The 26,954-nt window shown below is 70.7% G+C and carries 23 protein-coding genes and 1 pseudogene; 12 read left to right on the top strand and 12 right to left on the bottom strand.

From position 1 onward, the window contains the following. Positions 1 to 311: 311 nt before the first annotated feature. Together ACIQUT_RS24060 and ACIQUT_RS24055 are read left to right on the top strand one after the other, a co-directional pair. On the top strand, positions 312 to 1,805 hold the full coding sequence (locus ACIQUT_RS24060) for an NF041680 family putative transposase (RefSeq protein WP_403565509.1): 1,494 nt from the start codon (positions 312 to 314) through the stop codon (positions 1,803 to 1,805). A gap of 102 nt (positions 1,806 to 1,907) precedes the next feature. Then, positions 1,908 to 2,165 (top strand): hypothetical protein, encoded by a 258-nt coding sequence (locus tag ACIQUT_RS24055; protein ID WP_403565507.1) that lies wholly within the window; start codon positions 1,908 to 1,910, stop codon positions 2,163 to 2,165. Positions 2,166 to 2,296: 131 nt separating this feature from the next. Here ACIQUT_RS24055 and ACIQUT_RS24050 read toward each other — a convergent pair whose 3' ends face one another. Together ACIQUT_RS24050 and ACIQUT_RS24045 are read right to left on the bottom strand one after the other, a co-directional pair. Then, a complete protein-coding gene (locus ACIQUT_RS24050; RefSeq protein ID WP_403565505.1) occupies positions 2,297 to 2,803 on the bottom strand; it encodes a hypothetical protein in 507 nt (168 codons plus the stop codon). A gap of 15 nt (positions 2,804 to 2,818) precedes the next feature. Further along, positions 2,819 to 3,076: a hypothetical protein gene (locus ACIQUT_RS24045; protein ID WP_403565504.1), complete on the bottom strand. Its 258-nt coding sequence runs from the start codon at positions 3,074 to 3,076 to the stop codon at positions 2,819 to 2,821. 223 nt (positions 3,077 to 3,299) lie between these two features. Between ACIQUT_RS24045 and ACIQUT_RS24040 the strand changes: the two genes are divergently transcribed. Then, positions 3,300 to 4,292, top strand: a complete 993-nt coding sequence (locus ACIQUT_RS24040) for a helix-turn-helix domain-containing protein (RefSeq protein ID WP_403565502.1) — start codon at positions 3,300 to 3,302, stop codon at positions 4,290 to 4,292. Between the two features lie 87 nt (positions 4,293 to 4,379). Here the strand turns inward: ACIQUT_RS24040 and ACIQUT_RS24035 are convergent, their stop codons facing one another. Together ACIQUT_RS24035 and ACIQUT_RS24030 are read right to left on the bottom strand one after the other, a co-directional pair. Further along, positions 4,380 to 4,664, bottom strand: coding sequence for a hypothetical protein (locus ACIQUT_RS24035; RefSeq protein ID WP_403565500.1), 285 nt, complete (start codon positions 4,662 to 4,664; stop codon positions 4,380 to 4,382). A 563-nt stretch (positions 4,665 to 5,227) separates the two neighbouring features. Then, positions 5,228 to 5,892: pseudogene (locus ACIQUT_RS24030) on the bottom strand (PP2C family protein-serine/threonine phosphatase); the annotation flags it as partial. A 501-nt stretch (positions 5,893 to 6,393) separates the two neighbouring features. Between ACIQUT_RS24030 and ACIQUT_RS24025 the strand changes: the two are divergent. The 5 genes from ACIQUT_RS24025 (at position 6,394) to ACIQUT_RS24005 (ending at position 14,507) form a co-directional block, all read left to right on the top strand. Continuing rightward, positions 6,394 to 6,588, top strand: a complete 195-nt coding sequence (locus ACIQUT_RS24025) for a hypothetical protein (protein ID WP_403565498.1) — start codon at positions 6,394 to 6,396, stop codon at positions 6,586 to 6,588. Between the two features lie 830 nt (positions 6,589 to 7,418). Continuing rightward, positions 7,419 to 9,659, top strand: a complete 2,241-nt coding sequence (locus tag ACIQUT_RS24020; RefSeq protein WP_403565496.1) for a hypothetical protein — start codon at positions 7,419 to 7,421, stop codon at positions 9,657 to 9,659. A gap of 186 nt (positions 9,660 to 9,845) precedes the next feature. After that, positions 9,846 to 12,680, top strand: a complete 2,835-nt coding sequence (locus tag ACIQUT_RS24015) for a DEAD/DEAH box helicase (RefSeq protein WP_403565549.1) — start codon at positions 9,846 to 9,848, stop codon at positions 12,678 to 12,680. Continuing rightward, positions 12,677 to 13,927 (top strand): SWIM zinc finger family protein, encoded by a 1,251-nt coding sequence (locus ACIQUT_RS24010; RefSeq protein WP_403565494.1) that lies wholly within the window; start codon positions 12,677 to 12,679, stop codon positions 13,925 to 13,927. Before ACIQUT_RS24015 ends, ACIQUT_RS24010 begins: the two co-directional genes overlap by 4 nt. 190 nt (positions 13,928 to 14,117) lie before the next feature. Further along, positions 14,118 to 14,507 (top strand): hypothetical protein, encoded by a 390-nt coding sequence (locus ACIQUT_RS24005; RefSeq protein ID WP_403565492.1) that lies wholly within the window; start codon positions 14,118 to 14,120, stop codon positions 14,505 to 14,507. A gap of 169 nt (positions 14,508 to 14,676) precedes the next feature. Here the strand turns inward: ACIQUT_RS24005 and ACIQUT_RS24000 are convergent, their stop codons facing one another. After that, a complete protein-coding gene (locus ACIQUT_RS24000) occupies positions 14,677 to 15,033 on the bottom strand; it encodes a barstar family protein (RefSeq protein WP_403565547.1) in 357 nt (118 codons plus the stop codon). A 77-nt stretch (positions 15,034 to 15,110) separates the two neighbouring features. On the opposite strand from ACIQUT_RS24000, the gene ACIQUT_RS23995 reads away from it, so the two are divergent. Together ACIQUT_RS23995 and ACIQUT_RS23990 are read left to right on the top strand one after the other, a co-directional pair. After that, positions 15,111 to 15,491 (top strand): hypothetical protein, encoded by a 381-nt coding sequence (locus ACIQUT_RS23995; protein ID WP_403565490.1) that lies wholly within the window; start codon positions 15,111 to 15,113, stop codon positions 15,489 to 15,491. A gap of 240 nt (positions 15,492 to 15,731) precedes the next feature. After that, on the top strand, positions 15,732 to 15,932 hold the full coding sequence (locus ACIQUT_RS23990; RefSeq protein ID WP_403565489.1) for a hypothetical protein: 201 nt from the start codon (positions 15,732 to 15,734) through the stop codon (positions 15,930 to 15,932). A 279-nt stretch (positions 15,933 to 16,211) separates the two neighbouring features. On the opposite strand, the gene ACIQUT_RS23985 is transcribed toward ACIQUT_RS23990, so the two are convergent. Next, positions 16,212 to 17,849 (bottom strand): serine/threonine-protein kinase, encoded by a 1,638-nt coding sequence (locus tag ACIQUT_RS23985; RefSeq protein ID WP_403565488.1) that lies wholly within the window; start codon positions 17,847 to 17,849, stop codon positions 16,212 to 16,214. 485 nt (positions 17,850 to 18,334) lie between these two features. On the opposite strand from ACIQUT_RS23985, the gene ACIQUT_RS23980 reads away from it, so the two are divergent. Further along, on the top strand, positions 18,335 to 18,907 hold the full coding sequence (locus ACIQUT_RS23980; RefSeq protein ID WP_403565486.1) for a hypothetical protein: 573 nt from the start codon (positions 18,335 to 18,337) through the stop codon (positions 18,905 to 18,907). 382 nt (positions 18,908 to 19,289) lie between these two features. Here the strand turns inward: ACIQUT_RS23980 and ACIQUT_RS23975 are convergent, their stop codons facing one another. Next, positions 19,290 to 20,639 carry an FAD-dependent oxidoreductase gene (locus ACIQUT_RS23975; protein WP_403565484.1) on the bottom strand — a complete coding sequence of 450 codons (1,350 nt, stop codon included), beginning with the start codon at positions 20,637 to 20,639 and terminating at the stop codon, positions 19,290 to 19,292. Here ACIQUT_RS23975 and ACIQUT_RS23970 point away from each other — a divergent pair. Beyond that, a complete protein-coding gene (locus ACIQUT_RS23970; RefSeq protein ID WP_403565482.1) occupies positions 20,629 to 21,720 on the top strand; it encodes a helix-turn-helix transcriptional regulator in 1,092 nt (363 codons plus the stop codon). The genes ACIQUT_RS23975 and ACIQUT_RS23970 overlap by 11 nt on opposite strands. Positions 21,721 to 22,398: 678 nt before the next feature. Here ACIQUT_RS23970 and ACIQUT_RS23965 read toward each other — a convergent pair. The 5 genes from ACIQUT_RS23965 to ACIQUT_RS23945 form a co-directional block, all read right to left on the bottom strand. Further along, entirely contained in the window at positions 22,399 to 23,370 is a 972-nt protein-coding gene (locus tag ACIQUT_RS23965; protein WP_403565545.1) for a methyltransferase, read from the bottom strand. 132 nt (positions 23,371 to 23,502) lie between these two features. Continuing rightward, the gene (locus ACIQUT_RS23960; protein ID WP_403565480.1) at positions 23,503 to 24,333 is read right to left on the bottom strand and encodes a helix-turn-helix domain-containing protein; all 831 of its coding nucleotides are present in this window, start codon (positions 24,331 to 24,333) and stop codon (positions 23,503 to 23,505) included. Between the two features lie 68 nt (positions 24,334 to 24,401). Beyond that, on the bottom strand, positions 24,402 to 24,596 hold the full coding sequence (locus tag ACIQUT_RS23955) for a hypothetical protein (RefSeq protein WP_403565479.1): 195 nt from the start codon (positions 24,594 to 24,596) through the stop codon (positions 24,402 to 24,404). Continuing rightward, the gene (locus ACIQUT_RS23950; protein ID WP_403565477.1) at positions 24,590 to 25,750 is read right to left on the bottom strand and encodes a trypsin-like serine peptidase; all 1,161 of its coding nucleotides are present in this window, start codon (positions 25,748 to 25,750) and stop codon (positions 24,590 to 24,592) included. The genes ACIQUT_RS23955 and ACIQUT_RS23950 overlap by 7 nt, the downstream gene beginning before the upstream one ends. Positions 25,751 to 25,767: 17 nt before the next feature. Next, positions 25,768 to 26,814 carry a hypothetical protein gene (locus tag ACIQUT_RS23945; protein WP_403565476.1) on the bottom strand — a complete coding sequence of 349 codons (1,047 nt, stop codon included), beginning with the start codon at positions 26,812 to 26,814 and terminating at the stop codon, positions 25,768 to 25,770. Between the last annotated feature and the right edge of the window lie 140 nt (positions 26,815 to 26,954).

The raw sequence follows: 26,954 nt of genomic DNA, 5'->3' as shown, positions 1-26,954 counted from the left end.
CACGACGCCACTGCCTGGCACGACACGCCGTAGAGCAGAACCTCGCCCGAGGCGAAGCACCCGGCCTCAGCCGAGTCCCACACCCCTCGCATGCACGCACCACAGCCTGCTTGGCATCCTCGGGCACCCAGCCAGCCTAGGGCACAAAACTACTCAAATTCGGGGATCGAAAACAGGCACTCAGCTTGTCGTTTATGGTCTGCCGTCGAACGGGACTCGAACTTGTTCGGAGTTTCCCCAGTTCATCGGACGTGTGAGGGGCCGTCGTCCGATCCTGTGCTCAGCGACAACGCAGCACGGAGGCCGGGATCGTGGGACTGGTCGAGCACAGCGTTCAACGAGACGCGCTCGCGGTGATGGCGGAGTTCCGGTCCGAGTTGTACGCATGCCTGGTCTCCAGAAGCGACGCCCTGTTCGAGCTGTGTGACGCACTGCTGTGCACGGACGGCCCGGTCCGCACACTGGTGGACCTGGCCCTCGCGCCTGAGCACCGGAGGGGCCACGGTGCCTTGTACTCCGGGATCAACCAGGGCCGGATCGATGTTGCCCGGCTACGGCGGGCACTGGCCGGCGTTCCACTGCCCCGGGCTGGCGATGGCCGGCTGGTGTTGGCGGTGGACGTCTCTCCATGGCTGAGGCCTGACGCCGACACCTCGTCGGACCGCTCCTTCTGCCACACCTTCGGCCGAGGCTTGGGCAAGCACCAGATGGTGCCCGGCTGGCCGTACTCGATCGTCGCTGCTCTGGAGACCGGCCGGACCTCGTGGACCGCGCTGTTGGACGCCATCCGGCTGGAGCCCGGCGCCGACGTGGCCGCGGTCACCGCTGGACAGGTCCGCGACGTCGTCGGACGGCTCCTGGACGCCGGACAGTGGAGGGTCGGCGACCCATGCATCCTGATCGTGCTGGACGCGGGCTACGATGCGCCCCGCATCGCCCACCTCCTGGCCGACCTCCCCGTGGAGGTTCTTGGGCGGCTCCGCTCGGACCGGGTGATGCGCAAGCCCGTCCCCGTGCCGTGGATCTGCCCGCCACAGGGCGGCCGTCCACCCAAGCACGGCGGCGAGTTCGTCTTCGGCGACCCGGCCACGTGGGGCAAGGCCACTGCGGTCACCGTCACCAACACCGACCGATACGGGGCGGCGACCGCACAAGGCTGGGACCGGCTCCACCCACGACTGACGCGCCGAGCCGCCTGGCTCGACCACGAGGGCCCGTTGCCGATCATCGAGGGCACCGTAATCCGGTTGACGGTCGAGAAGCTGCCCAGCGGTGGAGTGAACAAGCCTGTCTGGCTCTGGTGGTCAGGCACCGGCGCCACCACGCAAGACGTCGACCGGTGCTGGCAGTCTTTCCTGCGACGATTCGACCTGGAACACACCTTCCGGCTGCTCAAGCAGACCCTCGGATGGACCCGGCCGCGGCTGCGGGACTCCGGGGCGGCCGACCGCTGGACCTGGCTCGTCCTGGCAGCACACGCCCAACTTCGCCTCGCCCGCCCCCTCGCGCGGGACCTCCGTCGGCCGTGGGAACGCCCGGCGGAACCGAACAAGCTCACCCCCGCCCGTGTCCGACGCGGGTTCAGGAACCTGCACGCGAAGACCGGCACGCCAGCCAGTGCACCGAAACCGACCCGACCCGGCCCCGGACGCCCACTCGGCTCGAAGAACCGACGGCCCGCCGCCCGCTACGAGGTGGGACTCGTCCTCGCCACGGGCGAGGCCTATAGCCGGCCCGCCCACCATAAGAAGGGGACAAAACCCCGACGCAAAACCGATGCTGACCGCGATCACCGCACGGCATAGGCTGCTCGGATAGTCGCAGCTGGACCAACAGGGGGCCTCATGGAGCACAGCTCTGAGCGAGAGAACAGCGAAGGCTCGGCTCCTTCTCGGTACACCCGGGACATGCAGGAAGAACGCCGCGTTCTACGCGAAGCACTGCGCTCGGATCTCCCCGCCGCCCACATGGGTTTGGGCGTGACCGTCATCGCCCTCATCGTGGTCGCCAGTTTCTCCGGCCCTCGATGGACCTTGATCATTGCTGGTGCTTTCGCGGCCTGGTTCGGCCTTGCGCTGACAGTAATTCACATCGGCAGCGGCCGCGGCTGGGACGCCATCCGACGGGCCTACATCGCAACGTTCGGCTGGGGCAACTGGATCTGAGCGTCCCTCGCTGCCCATCCCTTCACCGAGGCCGCACCATAAACGACAAGCTCAGTTCGCCGGTGGTCGATCTGTGCGGTGGTCATGGCGGAGTGAGTCCCCGCTAGCGGAACCCTCGCGCGCAACCACGTCTACCCCGGGACCCCGCCGGACCGGCGGGCTGTCGCGGCGCGCGTCGGGACGTAGGCCCACAACGCGATGGCCATGAAGACCGCCTGCTCGGGAATCCGGAACCACAGCGGTGTCGCCGACTCCCCGTTGAACGGGATGTGCTCGACGGCCGCGTGGATGTTGGCCGGGAGCATCAGGACGAACAGCGCGGCAAGGCCGAGCCCGGCCGTCGGCCGGGTGGCCTCCTTGACCAGTCCGGCGGCGCCGATGAGTTCCAGGACACCGGTCACGTAGACCGCCAGTCGAGGCAGCGGTACGAACGGCGGGACCATGGCGACCAGGTCGTGGTGCCCAGGCAGGGGGCCGAGGGCGGACGGTACGAAGTGCGCGCTCGCCGTGAACACCAGCATGACAGCGAGGCCGTGCAGGACGGACACCCGCCAGGTCGCGAACCGTCCGACGCCGAACGCGCCGAGCAGCCGGAACAGCGCGGCGGGCACGACTATGAGCATGAGCGTGCCGAACATGAGAAAGGAATCCCTTCACTGGTGGGTCTGCCCGTCGCGGTCGGGTCGGGTGCAGGTGCATGGCATGCATACGGAACAGAGGCGTTCGCCGCGGGCAGCCGACCGGTCTCCGAGATGATGATGATGATGCCGCTCGTGCGTGCCGATCTCCGTGCGCAGACGGTGCGCGCTGCCCGGCGCGAACATCACATAGCTACCGGCCGCGGCGACGCGTCGGCCGGCTCCGATGAATGGCCGGACACGATGTAGCAGCGTTTCCTCGGTTTCGTTCACGTCCTTTCGGACCATCGTGCTCCCGGGGGCGAACACCCGCCCACGCACCGCTCCGTGGCGGGCCAGCGCCTGCGGACCCTGCCGGAAGCGGCCCCGGCCGGGCCGACGTCGTCGACCTGGACGATCCGTACCAGGTCTGGTTCTCGAGTCACGAAGATCATGCTCGCTCCCGATCCACCTCTGTCCCAGAGTCAGGATTGACGCGGAGAGGTACTTTTCTGCCATGAGCCTTCACCGCGTGGTGTGTCTTCTCTTGCCGCCTCAGTCCACATTCGAGCTGGCCTGCGCCGCCGAGGTCTTCGGCCTGAACCGGCCCGGCCTGCCCGCCCGTTACACGTTCGAGGTCTGTGCCGAGCGGCCCGGATCCCTGCCGACGCTGGCCGGCTACGACATGACGGTCACGCACGGCCTGTCGGCCCTGGAAGGCGCACAGACGGTTCTCATTCCCGGCTGGGTGCAACGCGCGAGCGCTCCCTCGCCCGGCGTCGTGGCCGCGCTGCGGCGGGCGCATCGCCGCGGGGCCCGCCTCGTCGCACTGTGCTCTGCCGCCTTCCTGCTCGCCGAGGCCGGACTGCTGGAGGCCCGCAGGGCGACCACTCACTGGCGCTTGGCCGACGAACTCGCCGCGCGGCACCCCGACATCCAGGTCGAGCCGGACGTGCTCTACACCGACCTGGGCGACGTCGCCACGAGCGCGGGCACCGCCGCGGGCATCGACCTGTTGCTTCACCTGATCCGCACCGACCAGGGCGCCGCCTACGCGAATCAGGTAGCCCGGCACATGGTCATGCCACCCCACCGCGAGGGCGGCCAGCTGCAATACGCCACGCTCCCCCTCACCGACCGCACGCCCGACTCCCTGGCCTCCGTCCTGGACTGGGCCGTCGAGCGGATGCACGAGCCACTGTCCGTCGACGACCTCGCCGCGTTCGAGGCCGTCTCCACCCGCACGCTCGCCCGCAGGTTCGCCGAGCAACTCGGCACGAGCCCCGGCAATTGGCTGCTGCGCCAGCGGGTCATGGCGGCCCGGACCCTCCTGGAGGAAACCGACCTGCCCGTCGAGACAATCGCGGCCAGGACCGGCCTTTCCTCGGCCGCCAACCTCCGCCGGCATTTCCACGCCCTGGTGCACACCACTCCCGCCGCCTATCGCCGCTCCTTCCGGCACGACGCGGCTGGTACCCGCCCGGGGAGGTCCGCCGCGGTCCCCGCCTGACCGACTGCGACCTGTCTGCCGGTTCGCCCGTCGACGCCTTCGCCGACACAGCCGCCACTGCCGGAAACCGCCGGGCGAAACAGAGGCTCAACGTTCCTGGGGAGCCCGTGCCATCTCCTGCGCGCCCGGCTGTACGTCGAGCTGCACGACGCCGACGACCTGGATCTCGTCGTGGGCGTCGAAAAGTGGAGCGGGGGCCGGTTCGTCCCGTTCGAGGGCTCCTACGGGTACGGCCGCGACCTCGTCGCCACCGGGTGGCAGAACCTCCGCCCTGCGGGCGCTCGACACCGACCTGTCCCGCCCCTTCGAGCCCGTGCCGGCCTGCCTGGTGCGCGAACCCGTCCCGGCGGCGGAGATCATCCCCGTCGACATCGCGCTCGGCGCCTCCTCGACCCTGTTCCGCACGGGGGAACAGCTCCGGCTGGCGGTCGCCGGCCGCTGGCTGTCCCCGCGCAACCCGCTGACCGGGCAGTTCCCCGCCTCCGTAGGTGGGCTGGAAGCATTCCTGCCACCTGCTCTCACACGCGGCGACGGACCCGGCAGCGAACCCGGTCAGGATGACCCCTCCCTCGGCTTCACGCGGCTGAGCCGTCCGGGCCGACGGGCTCGGCGGGAACCGCTGGATCAGACGCACCTCAGCCCCAGGCCGGCTCGGCCAGCCGCCCGCCCACCGGCTCGCCACTTTCCCGAAGACGGACGCGGACTGGGGGCCGCCTCACCCGTCGTTGAGCTGGGAGGCCAGCGAAGTGAAGGCCCCGGGACGTCGTAACCCCTGGGGCCTTCGTGCACGTACCTGTGCCGTGTGGCGCAAGGCCCGTTCCAGGCCGGCCTCGCGTCGGCCGGCGCCTGCGACCGTACGGCCTGCCCTGCCGGAGAAGACGGCCAGGACGGCGCCGCGTGAGGAGGACGCCGCCATGCGGCTCACCGCGTCCGGTGTCCTTGGGCGGGCGGCCGTCGTAGGCGTCGGAGACCGCGCCGACGAGCGTGCGTACGACTTCGCGGGGGTGGTCGTCGGCGGTCTTGCGGAGCAGACCGGGGAGGTCGACGGTTTCGGCGTCGCGTTCCTGCATGCCGTCCGTGTGGAGCAGGAGCCGGTCGACGGGGCGCAGGTCGAGGTCCTGCACCCGGTAGGCGCCCTGCAGGCCGACGCCGAACGGCATGTTCACGGCCAGGCGGAGTTCGGTGACCGTGCCGTCGCGCAGCCGGTACGGCCAGGGGTGGCCTGCGTTGACGAGCCGGGCACTGGTGCCGTCGAGGGCGATGCGCAGGAGCTGGCCGGTGGCGATGCTGTTGCGGCCGTTGTCGAGGAGGGCCTGGTGGAGCTGGCGGGCCTGTTCGGCGAGGTCTTCGCCGGCGCGGCGGGCGCCGCGGGAGGCGTTGACCAGGAGGGTGGCCATGAGCGATGCGCTGACGTCGTGACCCATGGCATCGGTGATCGACAGGTGCAGGGTGTTCTGGTCGAGGCTGTAGTCGTAGGTGTCGCCGGCGATGTCGGAGGCCGGCACCAGTGCGCCGGCGAGCGTGAACTGGGGGCCTCGCAGGCCGAGGCGGCGGGCAGGAGCTGGCGCTGGATCTCCGCGGACAAGCTGACCTGCGTGGTGAGAGGTCGGGCCACCGCCCGGTCCGGCACAGTGCCGGACAGCTCGCGGGCGGCAGGTCTGCATAACGCAGATGCGCGAGAACGGCCCCGACGCCCAAGCCTGATCGACACCAGCAGCGTGGGCGTTCTCTACCTGGACGTCGGCAAGAGCACACGCCATGGCCACGGGCTGGCCCCTGTCGGCAAGAAGGTCTTCCGAATGCGACCGCCTGACCTGCAGCAGGTGACTTCACGACCCCCGGTGCACGCTCTACGGGCTGTCAAGCCACGAGTTCCCGTGACACGACCTGACGCTCCTGGTGAGACGTAATGGAAGCAGACGCGGGCAAGCCGCCCGCTGCCCACCGGCCCAACCCCGGAAGGACCCCCGAAATGACTCCCAAGATGAATCGACGCTTCGCCTTCCTCATGACCGTGACCGGCTCGACGGCCGGTCGCTCCCCTCCCATGCCCTAACGCTCCCCGGGCGCCTCCAAAAGAGGCCCCTCATCAAGCGAAACGATGTCTATCTACGAACTCCTCCACGCCGACGCCAGCCCCGCTCTGATCCTTGCCTGCTCCATTGCAGGCTCCTACGTGCTGCTCGTACTGATCGTGCTCATCAGCCCCGGCAGCAGCAGGGGGAAGGCAGCCAGGGACCTCCTGAGCCTGCACCCCTTCTCCAAGAAGAGCCCAGACAGTCAGGACGAGCCATGAGAACAATCAACCCACCGCCGCAGTCGGGCCCTCCCCGAACCGCGGCACATCCTCCACCGTCACGTCCGGCAGCCTCGTGAACCCCAGCGGATGCCGGAAGACGACCGAAGGCCTGAGCTGACAGCCACAGAAGTTGAGCCAGAACCGCTTCCGACATCCCTGACCATGCCATCCCTCGGTTCGGCAGCGAGTCACCCTTGCGGGCGGTGGCTCCTCCGCCGCCCCAGAGCGGCGACGGCTCCGCGGGCGGCCGGGCGTGCGCAGCCGAACCGCAGGGCGCGGCGGCCCGAGGGGTTTCCGCAGGATCAGACGAAATGGCCGGGCAGGACCCGGCTGCCGATGATCTGGGCCCGGGCGGCCATGGCGCGGCCGTCACCCATCGGGTGCCGAGCGCTCTGGGCCCGGACCGTGTAGGTGGCCGGCTCCGTACACTGCCAACAGCGCCCGGCAGGGCGCAGGCACAGTGCACCGGCGCGGTGCTCTGGGTAGTCACCCGGCGATGCTCCCGAACGTCCGGACACCAGCACACCGCTTTGGCCAAGCTGGGCCGCCACCTGCCCGGTGGCGGGGCGAGGAGCCAGGCGATACCCGGCATCGCGCCGCGTCCCCGCATGTCGAGGGCTGCGACAGCCGTAGTTGGTAGGGGCGCGGGCTCCCGCGCGTCTGTGCTGCCCCACGAAGGGTCGCGAGGACAGAGGATATCCGCTGCGGGCGGCGCCGAGACCGTGTGTGCCCAAATAACAGGAGCCGCCGAAACCGGGTTTGAGGTGGGCACACCGGCAGCGCCATGATGGGGCCGTTCGAGTGGCCCGGTGTGGTGGGAGCGGCGCATGTGGCGAGACGGAAGTACGGCCCCGTCCGATCTCCAGCTGAAGGTCGTGCTGCACGGCACAAGACCGCCCTTGTGGCGGCGCCTCGTGCTGCCGTCCGACACCTCGCTCGGCACGCTGCACGACGCCATCCAGATCGCCTTCGGATGGCACGGTGGCCATCTGCACCTTTTCACCGACGAGTTCGGCCGGCGGTACGGTGATGCGGCCCGGCTCACCGACGGCGATCTCGGCTTCGGCCACGGGGTCGGCGACGAGGACTCCACCGCGCTCGGCGACGTGCTGGCCGAGGAGGGAGCACGGCTGCGCTACGTCTACGACTTCGGCGACGGCTGGGAGGACGGGATCACGCTGGAGAAGACACTGCCGCGCCCCGTCGGCGGGGAGCGGATGGTGCGCTGCGCCGGCGGGCGTCGCGCCGAGGTACCGGCCGAAGACATCGGCGGCGTGTGGGGGCTGGCCAAGGTGCTGGAGTGTCTCGACACCCCGGACAGGGCCGGGGACGGCCCGTACGGTGAGCTTGTCGCCGAGCTGCGGGCGGCCGGTTACGATCCGGCGGCCTTCGACCGGGACGGGATCACCACGCGGCTGGCCCAGCTGACGCCGGACACCGTGGCCGGCCATGCGAAGCGCCCGACCGGTGATGGGGCCGGGCGGGGCAGTGTCCGTCGGCTGACCACCGAGGACGTGGCGTCGTGTACCTGCGGGCAGTGCGAGGTGGGCGTTCCGGTCGGTGCCGAAGTCGACGGACCGGCCGAGGATGTGCCTGTGCTGCGCCCGGTGACCCTGGCTCCACGGGAGGACCTTGTCGCTGCCGTGCGGGGTGTTCCGCTCTTCGACGCTGCGCTGCAGCTTGCCGCCTGGTGCCGCGAGGGACGGCAGGTCACCGCCAGCCGGGTGCTGCGGCCCGCGCTCGCCCGTGAGGCCGTCGAGGAGCTCCAGCTGTGGAAGCTGGGCGGCGACGACTGGCCGTATGCCGATGCCGTCGCGCGGACTCGTGCGTTGAAGTCGCTGCGCAGCGCCAAGGACGTGGCCGTTGTCGATGATCCGTGGTGGCTCGCCGTGAATGGCGGGCTGATCACGATCAGCGGGGGCCGCGCGTGGGGTGGCGCGGCGACCGACTTCACCGGTGAGGGCCTCCTGGAGTTCTGGGCCGCCACGATGGGCGATCTGCTGGAGGAGATCGGTGAGACGGGGGTGCTGGACGGGTGGCACGGTGAGCTGGGCGAGCTGACGGCCGAGATCGCCGACGGACTGGTCGGCCTGCTGTACGAGGCCCCGGACGACGCCTGGGTGGATGCCGACGACCTGTGTGCGAAGGCCCGTGAGGCGGGCGAGAACGGGCCGGAGTCCGATCTCTTCCAGACACTGTTCGCGGCGTCCTTCCGGGAGTTCGGGAAAGGGCTCGCCCTGCTGGGCGCGGTGGAGTACGAGCCCGGTGACGGCGACGGTGCGTCCGAGGAGACTCGCACCCTCCTGAACGGCGTGATCGGACAGGAGCCGGGCGGCATTTCGGGAACCTCGACGCCGGCGTCGGACCGGTCGTGGGGCGACCAGTGCGGGCACCGCATGCGGCTCACCCCACTCGGCCGCTACGGACTCCGTGCGTACCTGATGGAGTGCGGTGTGCCCGCGCCGCTGCTCGGTGAGTACGCCGAAGCGGACGCCTGCGCCCTGCTCCAGGGGCTCCTGGGCTACTCCCCCGAGGAGATGCGCCGGGAGGTCGAAGGGTGGCTGGCACACCGTTCGGCGGCGGATGCCGCGGTAGGGCTGGTCGACGCATGCGCGGGAGACGGCCCCGAGGCAGCGGCGAAGCGCGCCGTGGCCCAACTGGTGCTGACCGACCTCGACGACCCCCGGGCACTGCGCGTGCTGCGCAAGGCAGCGGACTCCGATGCCGAGGGGTGCCGCCAGGTGGCCACCGTGGCCCTGGGCGCACGCCTCGGGGCAGAAGCACACGTGGACCCGGCGCAGGCGGAGGAAGCCGGTCTGTGGCTGCTCATCGACGGACTGTCGATCCTCGCCGGTGCTCAGGAGAGCGAGGAGCTGGCCCAGGGCTTCCTGGAGAACTGGAACGCGGCGCCGGAGGCGCTCGAACAGCGGATGGACGAGCTGTGGCGAGTGGAGCACCCGGCCACCGCCCACGTGCTCGCCGAACTGGGTGAGGGCCTGCGCGGCGTCGACAAGCGGCTGGCCAAACGCATGCGTACCGCGGCGAACAAGGCCCACTCCCGCCGGTGACGGCAGGGGCGGAGCCTGCTGGTGGACGAAGACGCGGTGAAGACCGCCTGGGCGACGGTGAGGCGAAAGAGAGTGGCACGAGTCCCCGTACGGGAACAGGGCACGGGCACCGGCACCGGCACGGGCACCGGCACCGGCACCGGCACCGGCACCGGCACCGGCACCGGCACCGGGAGCGTGCCGCCATTGGCCGCACCGGAGTCGGCTGCCTGGGCGCGGAGTCTCCTCGACGACGGTTGGGCGGCGGTGTTCCTGCCCGGCGAGCCCGCCCGCCTCGGCCGGTTGCTGCTCTGGCAGCCCGCCCCGGCAGCCGCCACCGAGGACATGGCACCCGCGGGCGTCGAGACCGAGGCGGCGGAGCTCGTGCTGCCGCACGGCCGCTCGGTCAGGCGGCGCCGGGTGGAGGGCTACGCGCTGCCCGTCGCCCTCGCTGTTGCCGCGCTGTCCGGGGCACGGCCACCGCATCCGTCCGCCGCCGCCTGGCAGGCCGCCGCCCGCTTCGCACTCCGGCTGGTCTCCGACGGCCGTCTCCACCCGGCCCTCACCCCCGCCGGCTGCGACACCTGGCAGGCGGGCCCTTTCACCGCCGCCCAGCGCCGGACGCTGGACGCCCTCGCCGCCGCCTTCCCTCCCCACGGCCACTGCCTGCCGGAGCCGGGTCCTGCCCCGCTGCGGATCGTCGAACCGGCCGCGCTGGTGCGCCGGTTCTGCGATGCGGTCGCCGACGCCCTGGTCCGCACCCCCGCCGCTTCGCTCGCCATGGGAGCCCTGCCGTACGCCTGGCGCGAGACGCGTGCCGTGCCCGCCCTGCACGAGTGGGCCGAGGAGACTGCCGCCGCGTTCACCGCCGATGTCCGGGTCTCACTGCGGGTCGACGTACCCGAGGGACGCCGCCGGAAGTTCCGGGCCGTTCTCCAGCTGCACACCGCTGCGGATCCGGCGCTCGTCGTGGAGGCCGCACAGCTGTGGAGCGAGCCGGCCGAGACCGAGCGCCTGCTCGGCCCGCGCGCCGAAACCGAGACGCTGCTCGCACTGCGCCGCGGCGCCCGCGCCTGGCCACCGCTCGACCGGCTGCTGAAGGACGCCGCTCCGGACCAGCTGCGGCTGACCGACGACGAAGCCTTCGACCTGCTGGGCGACGCCACCGACACGCTGCGCGCCGCCGGTGTCGACGTGCACTGGCCGCGCGAGCTCGTCAAGGCACTTGCCGCGACCGCGGAGATCGGACAACGCACCGCGCCCGGCTCCAGCGCGGGCAGCATCCTCGGCGCCGAGACCCTCCTCGACTTCCGCTGGCAGCTCTCGCTCGGCGGAGACCCGCTTACCGAGGCCGAGATGGACGCCCTCGCGGAGACGCGCCGCCCTCTCGTCCGGCTGTGCGACCAGTGGGTGGTCGCCGACCCGCAGGTGGTGGCCCGCGCCAGGCGCCGCCGGATGGAACCGCTCACTCCCGTGGAGGCGCTGGGCGCCGCGCTGACCGGCGAAGCGGAGCGGGACGGTGAGACTTTTCGCTGCGCGGCGGTCGGTGCGCTCGGCGACCTCGTCGCCCGTATCCGCGACCCCGAATCCCGCACCCCCGCCCCGCAGCCCACCGCGCTGAAGGCCACACTGCGCGACTACCAGAAACGGGGCCTCGCCTGGCTGGCCGACATGTGCGAGCTCGGTCTCGGCGGCTGCCTGGCCGACGACATGGGCCTGGGCAAGACCATCACCCTGCTCGCTCTGCACCTGCACCGCCAGACCGACCCGGCCACCGCGGGCCCCACGCTCGTCGTCTGCCCCGCCTCACTGCTGGGCAACTGGCAGCGCGAGGCGGCCCGGTTCGCGCCTGCCACGCCGGTGCGCCGCTACCACGGCGGCGACCGCCACCTGAAGGACCTCGCCGACGACGAGATCGTCCTGGTCACCTACGGCGTCCTGCGCCGCGACCGCAAGACCCTCGCCGAGAACGCCTGGTCGCTGATCGCCGCCGACGAGGCCCAGCACGTCAAGAACCCCTACGCCGTCACCGCCCGCGAGCTGCGCCTCCTGCCCGCCCGCGCCCGCGTCGCCCTCACCGGCACCCCCGTGGAGAACAACCTCTCCGAACTGTGGGCGCTCCTCGACTGGACCACCCCCGGACTCCTCGGACCGCTCACCGCCTTCCGCGACCGCCACGCCCGCGCGATCGAGTCGGGCGAGGACCCGCAGGCCGGCGAACGGCTGTCACGCCTCGTCCGCCCGTTCCTGCTGCGCCGCAGGAAGTCCGACCCGGGCATCGCCCCCGAACTGCCCGCCAAGACCGAGACCGAGCATGTCGTTCCACTGACGGCCGAACAGGCAAGCTTGTATGAGGCGGTGGTCCGCGAAACCATGGCGGAGATCGCCGAAGCCGAGGGTATCGCCCGACGCGGCCTGGTCTTGAAGCTCCTCACCGCACTGAAGCAGATCTGCAACCACCCCGCCCAGTATGTGAAAGAGCACAGCCTGCGCCAGTCCACACCGCTGCACGACCGCTCCGGCAAACTGGCGTTGCTCGACGAACTGGTCGACACCATCACCGCCGAAGGCGAGTCGGTGCTGGTCTTCACCCAGTACAAGCAGATGGCGAACCTGCTGGAGAAGCACCTCGCGGAACGAGGCGTCCCCACCCTCTTCCTGCACGGCGGCACCCCCGTCACCGCGCGCGAGGAGATGGTGGACCGCTTCCAGCGCGGCGAGGTGCCGGTGTTCCTGCTCTCCCTGAAGGCCGCGGGCACCGGCCTGAACCTCACCCGTGCCACCCATGTCGTGCACTACGACCGCTGGTGGAACCCGGCGGTCGAGGACCAGGCCACCGACCGCGCCTACCGCATCGGCCAGGACAAGCCCGTACAGGTCCACAAACTCCTCGCGGAGGGGACCGTGGAGGACAAGGTGGCCAAGCTTCTCGAATCCAAGCGCGCGCTCGCCGACGCCGTCGTCGGCTCCGGTGAGGCCGCTCTGACCGAACTGTCCGACGCCGATCTCGCCGAACTCGTCGCCCTGGGGAGGCAGGCATGAGCCCCTCGGCCCCCGGCCCGCGCTCGCGCCGCACGCCCGCCCGCGGCAGGCGTGCCTTCGCCGCGACCTGGTGGGGCCAGGCATGGGTGACGGCCCTGGAGGACTCCACCCTGGACTCGGGGCGCCTGTCCCGCGGACGCACCTACGCTCGCCAGGGCATGGTAGGCCCGACCACCATCGCCCCCGGCCAGGTCGAAGCCTCCGTCCAGGGCAGCGGGCCCCGCCCCTACCGCTCCGCCGTCCACCTGCCCGTCCTCACCGACGCCCAGTGGGACACCCTGCTCGACACCATCGCAGCCCGGGCCGGGCATCTCGCCGCACTCCTCGACGGCGAGATGCCCGCCGAACTCGTCGACGACGCCCGCCACGCCGGCGTCCCCCTGCTCCCGCAGCCCACCGAACTCGACCCCGAATGCACCTGTCCCGACTGGGGCTACCCCTGCAAACACGCCGCCGCGCTCTGCTACGCCATCGCCTCCACCATCGACGCCGACCCCTTCGTGGTGTTCACCCTGCGCGGCCGCGGACGGGAGGATGTCCTCGCCGAGCTGCGCGCCCGCCGTACGGCCGCCCAAGCGACCTGCACCCGGCCGGCCGCCGCCGGCCTCCCGGCCGCCGGCGCCTACGCGGCCTGGGCCGCCCTGGCCGAACAGGCTCCGCCCCTTCCCGAGCTCCCCGACCCGGCCCCCCACACCGCCGCACTGCCCGCCGCCCCGCCACCCGGCACCGGTCTGTCCACCGCGGACCTCGAACGCCTCATGACGGACACCGCCGCACGCGCCGCCCGGCTGCTCACAGGCGACACCACCAGCCTGTACTTGTCCCAGCACGAGGACGCGGCCCGGATCGCCGCGAGCAACTGCGGACCCGAATGGTTCCATCACCTCATCCAGAACACCGGTGCCAAACCGACCGCGTTCGCCCGCCTCACCCGCGCCTGGCGATACGGCGGCCCAACCGGCGTCGCCGTCGCCGAACAGCCCCGCACCCCCGATCCGACGGCGATGGCAGCCGCCCGCACCACCCTGACCGAGGCCCTCACCGAAATGACCACCACTCCGGTCGCCCTCAGGGCCTGGCGCAACCGCCTCACGCTCACCGACTACGGCATCCAGCTGCGCCTGGGCCCCGACACCCGCTGGTACCCCTACCTCCGGGGTGACGACGGCGACTGGTGGCCATCAGCGCCGGCCGCCACCGACCCCGTCACGGCGCTCACCTCCGTCTGGCAGCAGACCGACAGGTGACTCGGCTTGATCCGCTGTGCCGGACGCAGCCGTATGACCGGCGCTTGAGGAGATGGCTTGAGACTCCCTGTCGCCGTTCCTGACGGTGGTCGTGGATGGGAGAATGAGGACCTTCAGACGCTGTCCCGGCGTTGTCATCGCCCGTGTCCGGCCCTGGCGGTTCGGGGACGCCAGATCAAGGCAGGAGACCTTGACCACTACGAACCGCTGGCACCTGCGAGGCTCTGCTGGTCACGCCTACTCCGGCGAGGAAGCTCGACAGCTGCTCCGAAGTCGGTGGGACTGGGGAAGCCGGGAGACGTGCTTCGAGAATGACGCGGGGCGGCTCCTGGCCGTGGTCACCAATGGCGAACGTGCGATGGTCGTGTTGCTGGACGGGGAAGGCGACCCTGGTGAGCATCTCGTCGATCCGCGAGGCGAAGGCTCCTCCGATGGCTACGTACTGTCCAACGGGCAGGCCGACAGCTACGCCGACCGCGACACTGTCGCCTTCGATGTCGCCGGCCATGCCGTGGCGTACTTCATCGAGTATGGAACCTGGCCCGCCGAGGTGACGGTTGAAGGCGGCTGCGGTGAATGACCGCAGTTGATGACGCGGAATCGGCTGTGGCAGATAGTTCGTGACAAGCTGAGCAGACGAGATGGCCGCACGGGCCGGATCGGAGGCTCAGTCACACCGTTGTGACCGGGCACTGCAGGTAGCACGGCTGGACAACTTCGATGCGCACCGCTGGATGGGCAGACCCTTCTCAACCAACTGGTTCGAAGGCCGTCGGGCCCTCGCCGGCGCGCGCCGCGGCAGGCTCCTTGGCCACCCTGGGGCGATTCGTGGGGTGGCAGTGCCCCAGGCGGATCTCCAGTTGCCGGGCTGCCTCCGCCTGCCCGAGGGCCTGCTGGGAGTGAGCATGATCGCGCCACTTCACGGCGAAATCGTCGTTGCCCGGTGTGCCGAACCCGCTTGCCAGGCAGTCGCTGAAGGCGTCGAGATTCCGCCCGAAGCAGCTGCCGAGGCTGTTGGTCGGGCGTACCCGGCGAGGGCCCGGGGAACACCCTGATTTTTGAGCATGTTCAAATGGGGGTGTGTGGCGGCAGACCTGCCGTCTGATCTTGGGGGAGAGGTGCTGTGGACATGGGTGTCAAACCCGTGAGGACGAGGGGGACGGGCAGAGGCAGGTTTGTCGCCGTGCTGGTCGCGTCCGTGGCGGTGTTCGCTTCGGGGTGTGCGGGTCCGGGCGCGGTCAAGGTCGATCCGGACAGGCTGCCCGGGGTGTACCGCGACGGCGAGACCGGCGGAGAGATTCGGCTGCACGTCGACGGGCGGTTCTCCGCCGTGGGCATCTCGCAGAACGACGCCATGGGGCACGGAAGTGCCGTCCCCGTCGACTTCGGCGGTACCTGGAGTCCCACCCCCTCGAACTTCGTATACCTGGAGCCCGACGACACCGGGGGCCAACGGGACATGGGTGACATCCAGCTCTGGACGGTGAGCCCGAGGAAGGTGTTCCTGCACCCGGACGTGGACGGACCCGTCACTCTGGAGCTCGTCAGGGTCACCGGTCCCTGATCCCCGGCGAACGGGCGGCCGGCGGCGGGGCGCGGGGCGTCTCCCGAGACCGGTCGGCCCGGCCTCGGGAGACTGGGCCGACCGGCAGGTACGGAAGAGGGTGAGGGCGCTGGCGTGGAGTGCCTGGCCGCAGTGGAGACGGACATCGCCTCTCGGGCGGTCGGGTCGACGCTGGGGCGGGAGGGCCTGGGCTGCCCCGGCGGTGACCCGGTCGACACACCCTACGGCCCTGGAACACCCATGCCCGCATTCCCCGACGATCTTCGCACGCTCGCGGATGCAGCCCTCGCCCGCGCCATCAGCGACGAAGCCGGGCCAGCCTCGAACTGGGTCAACCCGGAAGACTGGAAGCAATGGCAGGCCAACCTCAACCGCCTGCGCGCAGTCCTTGCTCCGCCATCACCATCACCGTCCATCCCATTGTTCGGTGTCGAGCAATGACAGAGCGTCACCCACCACAGAACTGATGCTGTCGGTGATTTTGCCGGAGCTCCCCGCGCCGCGCTGCGGCGCGTATGAAGCGCCTCGGGTCGTCGCGGTGGTGGCGGCAGGCTGACAGGGGCCTGCCGCAGGGCTGGCCGCTCTCATCCATCCAGCGAACGCCAGGGCCCTGCTCTGACACTGGCCTGCGCCAGCTTTTCGCCCCGCGGCGTGCGGGCTGGGACCTGCACGAATACTGCGACTCCGATCTGCCCCACCTCGGTGAGAACGGTCCGAGCGTCAGGCACTGTCTGCCGCCAGCCTCGCGAGGTTTCCCTGCGTGCGTCGGAGCGCGTCGGCTATCAGGCCGTTTGCGAGAAGAAGCAGCCATCCTCCAGGCAGGAGCACGCTGCGAATCGTGTATCCAGGGTTGGCGTCATCCGAGGGCTCCAGGCCGAGTGTCATCGCGAGCACCCACAGCCCAAGGAACGTGACGATGGTGATCCAGCCGGCACAGATCACGCCTGCCACCAGGCCGCACTTTTTTAGGTTTTGGTCGTCGGCCAGCCTCAGCAGGAACAGGACTGCCAAGGCCAGGACAGCCGCTGTACCGATGATCCCGATGGGTATCGCCTGCCAGCTCGTCGCCACTTCGGGGATGCCGCTGGGAATTGCTTCCCAAGGGTGCTGCCAGTTGAAGCGTTCGACTACGTGTGCCACTTGAGTGCCGGAGGGCTCCTTCTTCCAGGTCTCCGAAAAGATCGGCTTGAAGCTCGCCCAGACGAGCGCTCCCGCTGCCAGGAGGATCTCTGCCACGTGGGTGCCGATCACTTCGCCCACCGATGGAGTCCCGATCGGGTCCGGCACCTGCTGCGGCAGTTTCCGAGTGCCCGGCAACGCAGCCGGAGCCGATGCGGAGACAAGCCCGGTCTCCGGCGTCCCGCCGCCTGCATCGCCACCTGCCATATGCGGGGAATCGGGCTGATTACGGACGGCGGTGTCTGCCGCTTCCGAGCCGGTGACCGTAAGGGCGCGCAAAGCGCTGGTGCGTGCCTGGATAGCTGCGCGGGCACCGGTGATCCCCATCCAGGCGCCCGGACCGAGCGCGTTACCCAGCTCCTCCTCGCACCACTCCCGCACACGTAACGGTGTCGGGCGCCGGTCGGGGTCCTTGCGCAGGCAGGCGGCGATCAGTTGGCGCAAAGAGGGAGTGAAGAGGGACACGTCCGGGTCGTCCGCGACGACGCGGTGGGCAACGGCCCACTCGTTCTCCGCGGCGAACGCCTCACGGCCGGCGGCGAGGAAGTACAAGGTGGAACCGAGAGCGAAGACGTCGGAGGCCGCACCGACGGGTCGGCCCGAGGCCTGCTCGGGCGACATGTACAGCGGAGTGCCGATCCGGGTGGAATGGCTCCTGTAGGTCACCGACTGGGTCAGAGATTTAACGATGCCGAAGTCGATGACCTTCGGACCGCTCTCGTCCAGCATGATGTTCCCGGGCTTGAGGTCCCGGTGCACCACGTTCGCGGCGTGGATGTCGACGAGGGCGTGGGCGATGCCCCAGGCCAGCAGCATCACCTGCTCGGTCGGCAGCGGACCGTGGTCGGCCACCAGATCCCGCAGGGAGGGCCCGGCCACGTACGTCGTGGCCAGCCATGGCCGCTCGGCCTGGGGGTCGGCGTCCAGCAACGGCGCGAGGTGGGCACCGCGCACCTTCTGTGCGGCGCCCACCTCGCGCGCGAATCGTTGTCCGAACTCCGCGTCCCCGGCGAACTCGTGACGGATCACCTTCACGGCCGTTGGCTGCCCGCCGGGAGAAAGAGCGAGAAACACCTGCCCCATACCGCCCTCGCCCAGCCGCGCCACCAGATGAAAGCCCCCGAGACTGTCCGGATCATCCGACTGCAGTGCAGGAAACCGAAACGCTGCCCTCGGCACGAAACCCCCCTCGTCTCCCCGCCCGGGGGATACCTCACGGCTCGACGCCCGCCGCGCTCGTCCCACGAGCGTAGAACTCTGCCTGCCGTTCCACCAGAAAAGCCGAAGGTCCGACCCTCCTCGCTCATTGGCTGCACGTCAGGCAGCTGCATCACGGGGCACGTCGGCTCCGTGCCAACAGGCCCCGACAAGATCACCAACAGCGTCCAGAGAAGGAAGGTCTACGGCCTGTTGGAGCAGGCCCTGGCCAAGGTGGACAAGGCCGGCATCGCCACCTTCGTGATGCGCCAGCACGAGTACCTCGCCACCCTCAAAGCCGAGAACGGACTTATCGGTAGCTTCGGATATTGGAGTGTGCGGATTGGGGCCGGAATCCGGCTCTGCTGCGCTTCACACCCCGTTGGCTGGGTGGCTTCGTGCTGCCTCGGTGGCCGAGGGGATCGCGGCCGACCTCGGCCGTCGCACCCTCGCGGTAGCCTCTCGCCATGAATCACGGGGAGAGCGAGGACGCGCTGGTTCTGGAGGCACAGCAGATGCTTGCCGCAGGGCAGAGCGAGGAGGAGGTCTTCGCCGAACTGGCCGCGAGGACAGGCGAGTGGGGTGTCTGTGTGTTGGCCGTGTGCTTGGCCCTGAGCGTGCCCCGGATGGACGCCGAGGCGCGACTCCGCGAGGTTGAGCCACTTCTCGCGGAGTTCACGGTGGGCGAGGAGGAGGACCTCGCCTTCGTGCTGACGTTCGGGCAAGTCTTCATCGTGGACCGGGCCCTTGAGGAGCACGAGGAGCACATTCGCGAACTGTTGGGGACCGCCGCCGGCGCCCGCGGAGGCTATCCCGGTGGCCTGCTCGGGTGGTTTCGCACCGGGGAGCTCACGAAGATCTTCCTCTACTTCGCCAAAACCCGGTTCCGGGACGGGCGGGGCTCGCCGCCCGATTTCTGGGCCGCCATGACTACGGCCGGCGCACTCCTGGCGAGCCAGGGCGGCCCGGACCATGCAGAGGTTATGGCGGGGCTGGAGCGTTGCCGCACGCAGGCTGCAGCCATCGGTACGAAGTACTGAACTTGAGCGTCCGGTCGGTGCAGCGGTGGCGGCGGACCTGGGACGAGGGCGGTACGCGGGCTCCGCGGTCGCAGGGGCCGGCGGCGCTTCCGCGACTGACCTTCACGAATCACCGAGGCCGCACCCCGGCCCGTCCGGGCCCTGTGCACCACCGCGCCCGGGGACCGAGTTCCGCGAGGCCTCACCCCGAGCACGGCCGCTGTCCAGGGACCCCAGGCATCGGTTGCGAGCAACGCCTTCGGCGACGGGCGCGGACGACGATCCGGTCGACGGCCGACATCCTTGCACGCGACCCTGCCACGGACGCGCGTCGAGGAACCACCGCTCACTTCCAGCCGCACCCGCTGGGCATCGCCGTCGCTCGTGAGCCGGCCGCCGTGGCTCACCCGGGCATGGATCGTCGATGACGCAACCGGGCGGCAGCGGCCAGGACCGGGGTGCACGCAGCGGTGGTGGCGGCACCGACTGCGGTGTCGGTGGCCAGGATCAGGCGGACGGTTCTCATGGCGAGGGTGACGACCTCGCTGCCGCGCCGGCGCATGCCCGCTTCGAACCGGTGCACGGCCTCAGCCGTCGTGGTAGCGCCGTCAGCGAGGTGTCGGAGCAGGGTGGCGGCATCGCGGATGGCCGCCCCCGCCCCCATTCCGGCGGTGGGCGGCGTCGCGTGGACGGCGTCGCCGAGCGCGGTGACCAGGCCCGCAGACCACGGCGCGAGCTCGGTGGCGCGGGTCGGAGCGGCATTGAAGCGGTATGCGGCCAGGCTGTCCGGATCGGCGCGGGCGATGACTTCGAGTGTGTGCTCGGCCCAGCGCCGCTCGCGGAACAGCCCCAGCAGCGCGTCCCGCAAAGGGCCGCCGTGCAGGGGCCGCAAGCCGGCCGCGACGGATTCGGGGAACATGGCACCCCAGATGTAGGTGGGACCCGTGGTGACGGACATCCGCAGCCCGGGGGCGTCGAGCGCGGCGTTGCCGACCGGATCGAGGTAGCCGACGTACAGCGCCGCGCCCCGCGGGCCGATCGCCATCCCCGAACGCCGTCCCAGCCGTTGGCGTTCCCCGCGACTCAGATCCCCCCGGAGCGTACGGCCGGAGAATCCGACGATGCCGGCCGGGCTGTTGGTCGGGCCTCCCGCCAGCTGCCGGGCGACCAGGGAGCGGGCGCCGTCCGCGCCCACCACCAGATCCGCCGGTACGGATGCGGCGTCGGTGAAGAGCACACGGGGAGCGCTGCGGTCGCCCTGGTCGACGTGGGTCACCGTCCGTCCCAGATGCAGGTCTCCGCCGACTTCCTCCGCCAGCAGCGTGCGCAGCGTGATCCGATCGACATCGATGCCGGCGTCGCCGCCGAGATCCGGCCCGTGGCCGAGTAGTCGGCCGCGGCGGTCCCAGTATGCGTCCCGGTCGCGCAACCGCAGCGCCGAGGCCGATGCCAGCAGCCGCCGCATGGTTTCCGGCGCCACCAGCTCCCGTAGCGCGGCCTGGGCCTGCTCGTCCAGGGTGAGGTGATAGCCGCCTGTCGCCCGGACGTCGCTGTCGCGCTCGAACACCGCCACCTCGAACCCCCTGCGGCGCAGCCCCGCCCCCAACGCGAGCCCACCGATCCCGCCACCGACCACGACGACGCGCATACGTATCCGCTCCTCCCGCCATCTCCTGCTGCGTTCGCCCCACGGTGACACCCGTGGTGGACACCGAATGGCCACCACCGGGCAGGATGGAACAATGGCGAACACCTCACGACGGGCGTTACGGCTCCTCTCCCTGTTCGGGTCCCGCCGCTTGTGGTCACTGCGCGAGCTGGCCGGTCGGCTCGGGGTCAGTGAGCGCACCGTCCGCCGTGACGTCGAGACCCTGCGCCGGCTCGGATACCCGATCACCACCGTCCACGGACCCGACGGCGGATACCGGCTCGGCACGGGGCACACCCTCCCTCCGCTGCTGTTCGACCATGACCAGGCGCTCGCCGTCGCGGTGGCCCTCCAGACCGCGCCCAGCACCATGTTCGGCCTGAGGGACGACGCGGCGCGGGCGCTGGTCACCCTGGAACAGGCCATGCCTGCCGAGCTGCGTGAGTCGATGGAATCCCTGCGCCTGACCAGGCTGCCGAACTACTGGGAGTTCCCGGCACCGCCTGTCGATCCGGGCGCCCTGACCACCGTGGGGACCGCGGTGCGCCACCGCCACGTGCTCGTCACCGAAACGCTGCGCGCCGACGGCTCACGCCCTGAACCCGAGGACGACGACTTCGCGCCCGCCCGCCGCATCGAACCCCACCACCTGGTCGTCTGGGCCGGCCGGTGGTACGTGGTCGCCTACGACCGCGGAGACCACCAGTGGCGGGTACACCGTGTCGACCGGCTCCGCCCCCGCCCCACGACCCACCCCTTCAACCCGCGCCCGCTCCCCCACGACGATCTCGCCCGCTTCGTCATGAGCAGTCACGACCGCGGCGACATCCCCGCTGCCTGGCCGTGTACCGGCCAGGCCCGGCTCGCCCTGCCGGCCGGAACCGTCGCCCGCTGGGCACCGAGCGGCTCGGTCGTCGAACACCTCGACAGCGAGCACTGCCGACTTACCCTGGGCGCCTGGTCCTGGGCCGGCATAGCCGGCATCCTCGCCACCTTCGATGCCGAACTCACCGACCTCCACCCGCCCGAACTCGCACGGGCATGCCACCGGCTGGCCTCCCGGCTGGCTGCCGCCTCCGACACACCGGGGACCAGACTTGACGACCCGCTGCGGTCCGCCGACCGGCGCCGCGGAGCGGAGCCGATCAGCACACCTGCAACGCCCCCGCCGCGGCCGGCGACTTGACGGCGGCGGCCGGGCGGTCCCCGGGCACGTGGTGCCGGGGGAGCGGGTGTAAACCCGGATCCCCATGCGCGGCCCCCGGGCAGCGACTGCCGCCGGCCCGGCCCCGATGATGACGTCATGCTCGATGAGCGCTTGCGCGTGGTGCCGGCGGAGGACTCCGGTGGTGGCGCTCGTGTCCAACATCCGGGGGCAGGGCCCTGCAGCGCGGCCGACTTCTCCGGCGGCCTCGGACCCCACACCGGGTGCCGCAATCCGTTGTGCTCGACGTCGAACAGCACGCCCTCGGCCGGTCTGGAGAAACGTGCCGCTGCGTCAGGTCTCCAGGGGTACCGATTCGCCAGTCCAGCCAGTTCCGGGAACCCGAGCGGGAGTCCGGCGTTCCGGCGGTCAGGAAGACCCGATGGTCCGCCACGAACCTGAAGCCCACACGGGCTCGATCTCGTCGAGCTCCGCTCGGTCCTCAGCGGGCACAGCATTTCCAGGTCCTGCGAGAGGGCCGTTTCCTCGGCGGCGTAGCCTCCGGTTGCCGCCGAGTGGACCGTCACCGCCTCCGTCCCGTACTCCGTCTCCAGCCGCAGCCCCATCGCGGGCGGTCCTTCGCCGAGGAAGGCACCGATCGCGGCCGAGACGATCGACCCGAGGCACTTCGGCGCGCGGTACTCGGCGCGCGGTCTGTGGTCAGCCGGCCTCAGCCTCGATCAGGGAGTACGGGGCGGCCTCCGCGAGCGGGGTGACCGACGTGACGCGCAGGCCCGCCCGGCGGCACACCGCCTCGAAGTCTCGGCGGGTGCGTTCCCTGCCGCCCACGTTCACCATCATGTTGAGGTCGCTCAGGTAGGTGCCCTCGTCCTCGGCGCCGACGACCTCGGGAAGCACCGGCTCGACGATCAGCACGACGCCGCCGGGCGGCAGCACCTGGCGGCAGTGGCGCAGGATCGTGACCGCCTGGTCGTCCGTCCAGTCGTGCAGGATGCTCTTCACCAGGTACACGTCCGATCCCTGCGGGACCGAATGGAAGAAGTCCCCGGCGATGAGGGAGCAGCGCTCCTCCAGGCCGTGCCGCGCCAGTGTCTTCGCAGCCTCTGCCAGGCCATCGGCAGTGTCGAAGACCACGCCGGTGAGACCCGGGTGTGCTTCGAGGACGCCGGCCAGGAGGGTGCCGCTGCCTCCGCCGACGTCCGTGACCGAGGCGAACCGGCCGAAGGCGAAGGCGCGCGGCAGCACGGCGGCGGTCTCGGAGACGACCTGGCTCATTGCCGCGTTGAAGTCCGTGGAGAGCTCGGGGTGCCGGGCGAGGTGGCTGAAGAAGTCCGTGCCGAAGACGGAGTCGAAAGCGGTCTCCCCCGTACGGACACTGCTGTCCAGGTGCTCCCAGGCGCGCACGATCGCCGGATCGGTGAACATCCGGACGAACGACGCGAGGGAGTCGGGGTGGCCGGGGCCGAGGAGTGCCCCCGCGGGGGTCACCGAGAACGTGTCGGGGGCGTGTTCCGCGAGCAGGCCGAGGGCGGCCAGGGCACGCAGCAGACGTGTCATGGGCTGGTGCGCGGTCCCGGCTCCGACGGCCACCTCGGCAGCTGTGCGCGGCCCGTCGCCGATCAGTTCCACGACCCCCAGGCGAACCGCCGCGCGCAGGGTGTGCGCGGCCATGCTCCCGAACGCGAGCCGGACGACGAGCTCCCGGCCTGCCGCCGTCTGTGCTGCTCGGACCTCGGTGTTCACCACAGGTTTTACTTCCTTCCTTGGAGTCGACCGATCACCGATCGGTCTGGACAGGGACAGTCAGGGTTCGGTGGACGCGGTCAGGCCGGCCAGTGCGCCGGGCGTGCACCCGGCGAGGGCTTGGACGTCGCGGTGAAGATGGGGCTGGTCGGCGTATCCGCACGCCACGGCGACGTCGCCGGCGCGCTCGCCCGCGAGGAGCGCCCGGGCGGCGTGGTCGAAGCGGACCAGCATGGCGGCACGCTTGGGGGTCAGGCCGACCTGGGAGCTGAACCTGGCCCAGAGCCGCTTGCGGCTCCATCCGCAGGACGCGGCGAGGTCGCCGACCCGCACTCGGCCCCGGCCGGCCACGATGGCGTCCCAGACGGCGGCGACCTCGGCTGCCATGGGCGGGGCCCCTGCGGCCCTCCGTCTGAGGAAGCCGTCCGTGAGCGCGAGGCGTTCCTGCCACGACGCAGTGTCTGCCAGTTGCTCGCGCAGCAGCCGAGCGTGCCGCCCCCACAGGTCCTCGAGTCCGGTGATGGAGCCGTCCAGTTCGAGCGGGGAAACGCCCAGCAGTGCGTAGGCGGCCCGGGGTGACAACGCCACCTCGACGCATTCGACGCCCTCGCCGCGGATACGGGCCGCGCCGGGCGACAGGGAGGCGACGAGACCCCTCAGCGGCCGGTGCCCGGAGGCGCTCTCCACCGTGACCGGGCCGGCTCCGAGCCCTATGACGATGATCACGGCGGGCTGCGGCAGCACCCGCATGTCCAGCCCGCCGGCCATGCGGTCCCGGAACCCGGCCATCCGTACGCCGTCGAGAGAGGTGCCGCCCAGGGGGCGGGCGACCTCCCAGCGGTCGTCGGCAGTGCGCTCCGGGGGCACGTCCCCCGCGTCGTCTCTGGGCATGCCTCCAGGCTCGCTGACGTCGCAGGCGTTGTCTTGGACGAAAGTTCCGCGGCCGTTCCGCAGTCGGTTCAGCAGTCCTGCCGTGTACGGGGCGGATCGGGCTTGAGAGGTCCTGGCAGAAGCTGTTGATCGGGGTCCTCGTAATCGGCGTTGCGGATCCCGAGTTGGCCGAGGATGGCCCGGATTCGCAGGATGTCGCATGTGATGGACTCCGCCATCTTGAGGATGCCCGGATCCCAGGAGACCGGCACGGGGATCACCACCCCGGTATTACGGCGGCCAGCTGGGGCGTCGCCCCTTCGAGGCCGTAGGCCCAGTTCACCCGGTTGGGCACCCCGGCGAAGTGCAGCCCGAGCACTGTGCGGCCCTCTGCCTCGAGATCGACCACGAGTGAGCCGGAGCTGCCGCCGAGCGTGCTGGCATCGTGGCTGATGATCCAGCGCCGAGCGTCGTCCGCCACCTCGCCCCGCCCCTCGGTGAGCACTCCTGGAGTCAGGCGCTTCACGCCTTTGACTCCGGCGAACAGTTCGGCGAACACGTCCGGCGTCGTCGACCCGGAGCTGCCGGGGAAGCCGACGAGGTAGACCCTGCGCCCTCGGGAGGCGAGCCCTCCCCGCGTTGCCGGATCGTCGCCCCGGGCCACCTCGACCGGGGCGGGGAACTGCTGTCCCGGCACCCGGTCGAGTTCGAGCACGGCCAGGTCGAGGCCGTCGAAGTTGACCCCTCCGACGGTGGGGTGAGCGTGCTCGGGAGCCCCCGCACGGCCCACCCCCAGCACCCGGCGGATCCGGAACGAGCGGTTCGGCGGCCCGCCGCCGATCTCCGCCCCGAAATCGACCTCCACGCCGGGGACGAGCGTTCCCGTGAACGCGCCGTCGGTGCGGGCCGGATGCGTGGAGATGACCTCCAGGACGTGGTAGTTCGTCACGACGACACCGTCTTCGACCGCCCACGCCGTGCCCTGGTAGCCGAGGGGCGCACCGGGGTCGTTCACCCGGCCGACCGCCTGGCAGACGGTGCGGACCTCGGCCTGTATCCGCGACAGGGATGCCTCCCATTGCGCCGCCGCCGGCGCCAGGACGTCGAAGAAGTCGTCTTCGACGAACAGCACCGGACGAGACCCGTCGCTGTGGACGACAGCCTCCAGGCTCGCCCTGTCCTGCAGGTCGAACCGGGCATCGCCCCCGCGGTCGACGATCTCGCGCAGCGCGTGTTCGGCGCCGCGCATCAGCTGCTCCAACGCTTGCGGATCGGCTCGCTCCCCCAAACGCTGTTCGAGCCAGCCGATGTCGTCGGACAGCCCGGCGATCAGGCGATCGGGGTCCGGTGCACTCGGGGCGCCGCGCCCTGCGGCTCCTTCGAGCCCTCCGTCCTGCGACCCACCGAGGAGGCCGTCGTAAGGGGTGCCGTCAGGCATGACGTCCTCCGCTCGGCTCAGCCGGCGCCCGCGGTCTGTGCGGCGGCCAGTTCCTGGGCCCGGCTGCGGTATGCCTCGGCCAGCTTGCCGCCGTCAGAGCCGGCAAGCCCTTCCGGACCGGCCCCGATCGACTGCAGGACCGCGTCGGCCCGGGCCTGGAGACCCGCCAACTCGTCCGTGGTGTGCGGGTACAGCAGGTTGAGCCCGCGCTTGTCGCCGTCCGACAGGTTCTGCCCGTTCCCGGTCGGCGCGCAGCTGCTCGGGGTGGACTTGTAGAAGAACGGCGGGAACCGGTACAGCATCACGGATCGGGCGTCGAAAGGTCCGGCGACGACATCCGGGTCGTCCTGGGTGCGGAGGTTGTGGTTCACCTTCGCGCGCGGCCACCGGTTCGGCTCACCTGCGAGATACGTGTAGATGCCGGGTTGCCGGCCATGGGCGTCCTCCACGAAGACGCCGCGCGCGTCCTGCGTGGGAACGTACCCGGCTTCGTCATCCCAGCGGAACTCGCTCTCGCAGGTGCCGCGCATGTTCTGGTGGGAGTGGTGGAATCCCAGGGCGTGCAGGAACTCGTGACGTACGGTGCCTTCCCACTGGGCGGGCCTGTTCACCGTGAAGCGCCCGAGGTTCAGGCTGCGCTGGCCGGGATTGCCCCCGACCGGGCCGCCGCCCGCGCCGATGGTGCGATCGGTGCTGTCGGTGCCGACCAGGGAGAAGAAGCCGGGCAGGTCGAAGCTGACGCGGATCTCGGCGGCGAAGGCGGTATCGGCCGTGGTCCAGCGTCGGAACGTGCCGGCTGCCTCGTCGTGGCCGAAGTCGAGCTTCAGGTTGCAGGCGTCGGTGATCTGCGCCGTCGCTGCCGCGATGTCCGCGTGCAATTGGTCGTTCCCGTCGAGGAACGCGACCCGCACGGTCGAACCGGGTCTCCACCGCGCGATGTCGGTGACGAGGAACTCCAGTCCACCGCCGGCCGATGCCCGCCGCCTCCAACGATCCCGTACTTCGATCGCCGCGACGACGTCATCCGGGAGGGATTCGAGTTCTATGGGAGATGCGAGTTCCATGGCGCGTCCTTTCGCATCGCATGTCGATACGGTCCCCGACCGCTCTGACGATGGATGGCAGCCCGGCTCGACGCACGAGCATGCCGCACTGGAAGCTCAAACCCCATTTTGTCACGATTAGGGCGAGTCTGCTACTACAT

This window comes from Streptomyces sp. NPDC090445 (assembly GCF_044769385.1).
Lineage (GTDB): Bacteria > Actinomycetota > Actinomycetes > Streptomycetales > Streptomycetaceae > Streptomyces.
The sequence above is the reverse complement of the archived record's forward strand: the minus strand, read 5'-3'. Positions and strand labels throughout refer to the sequence as shown.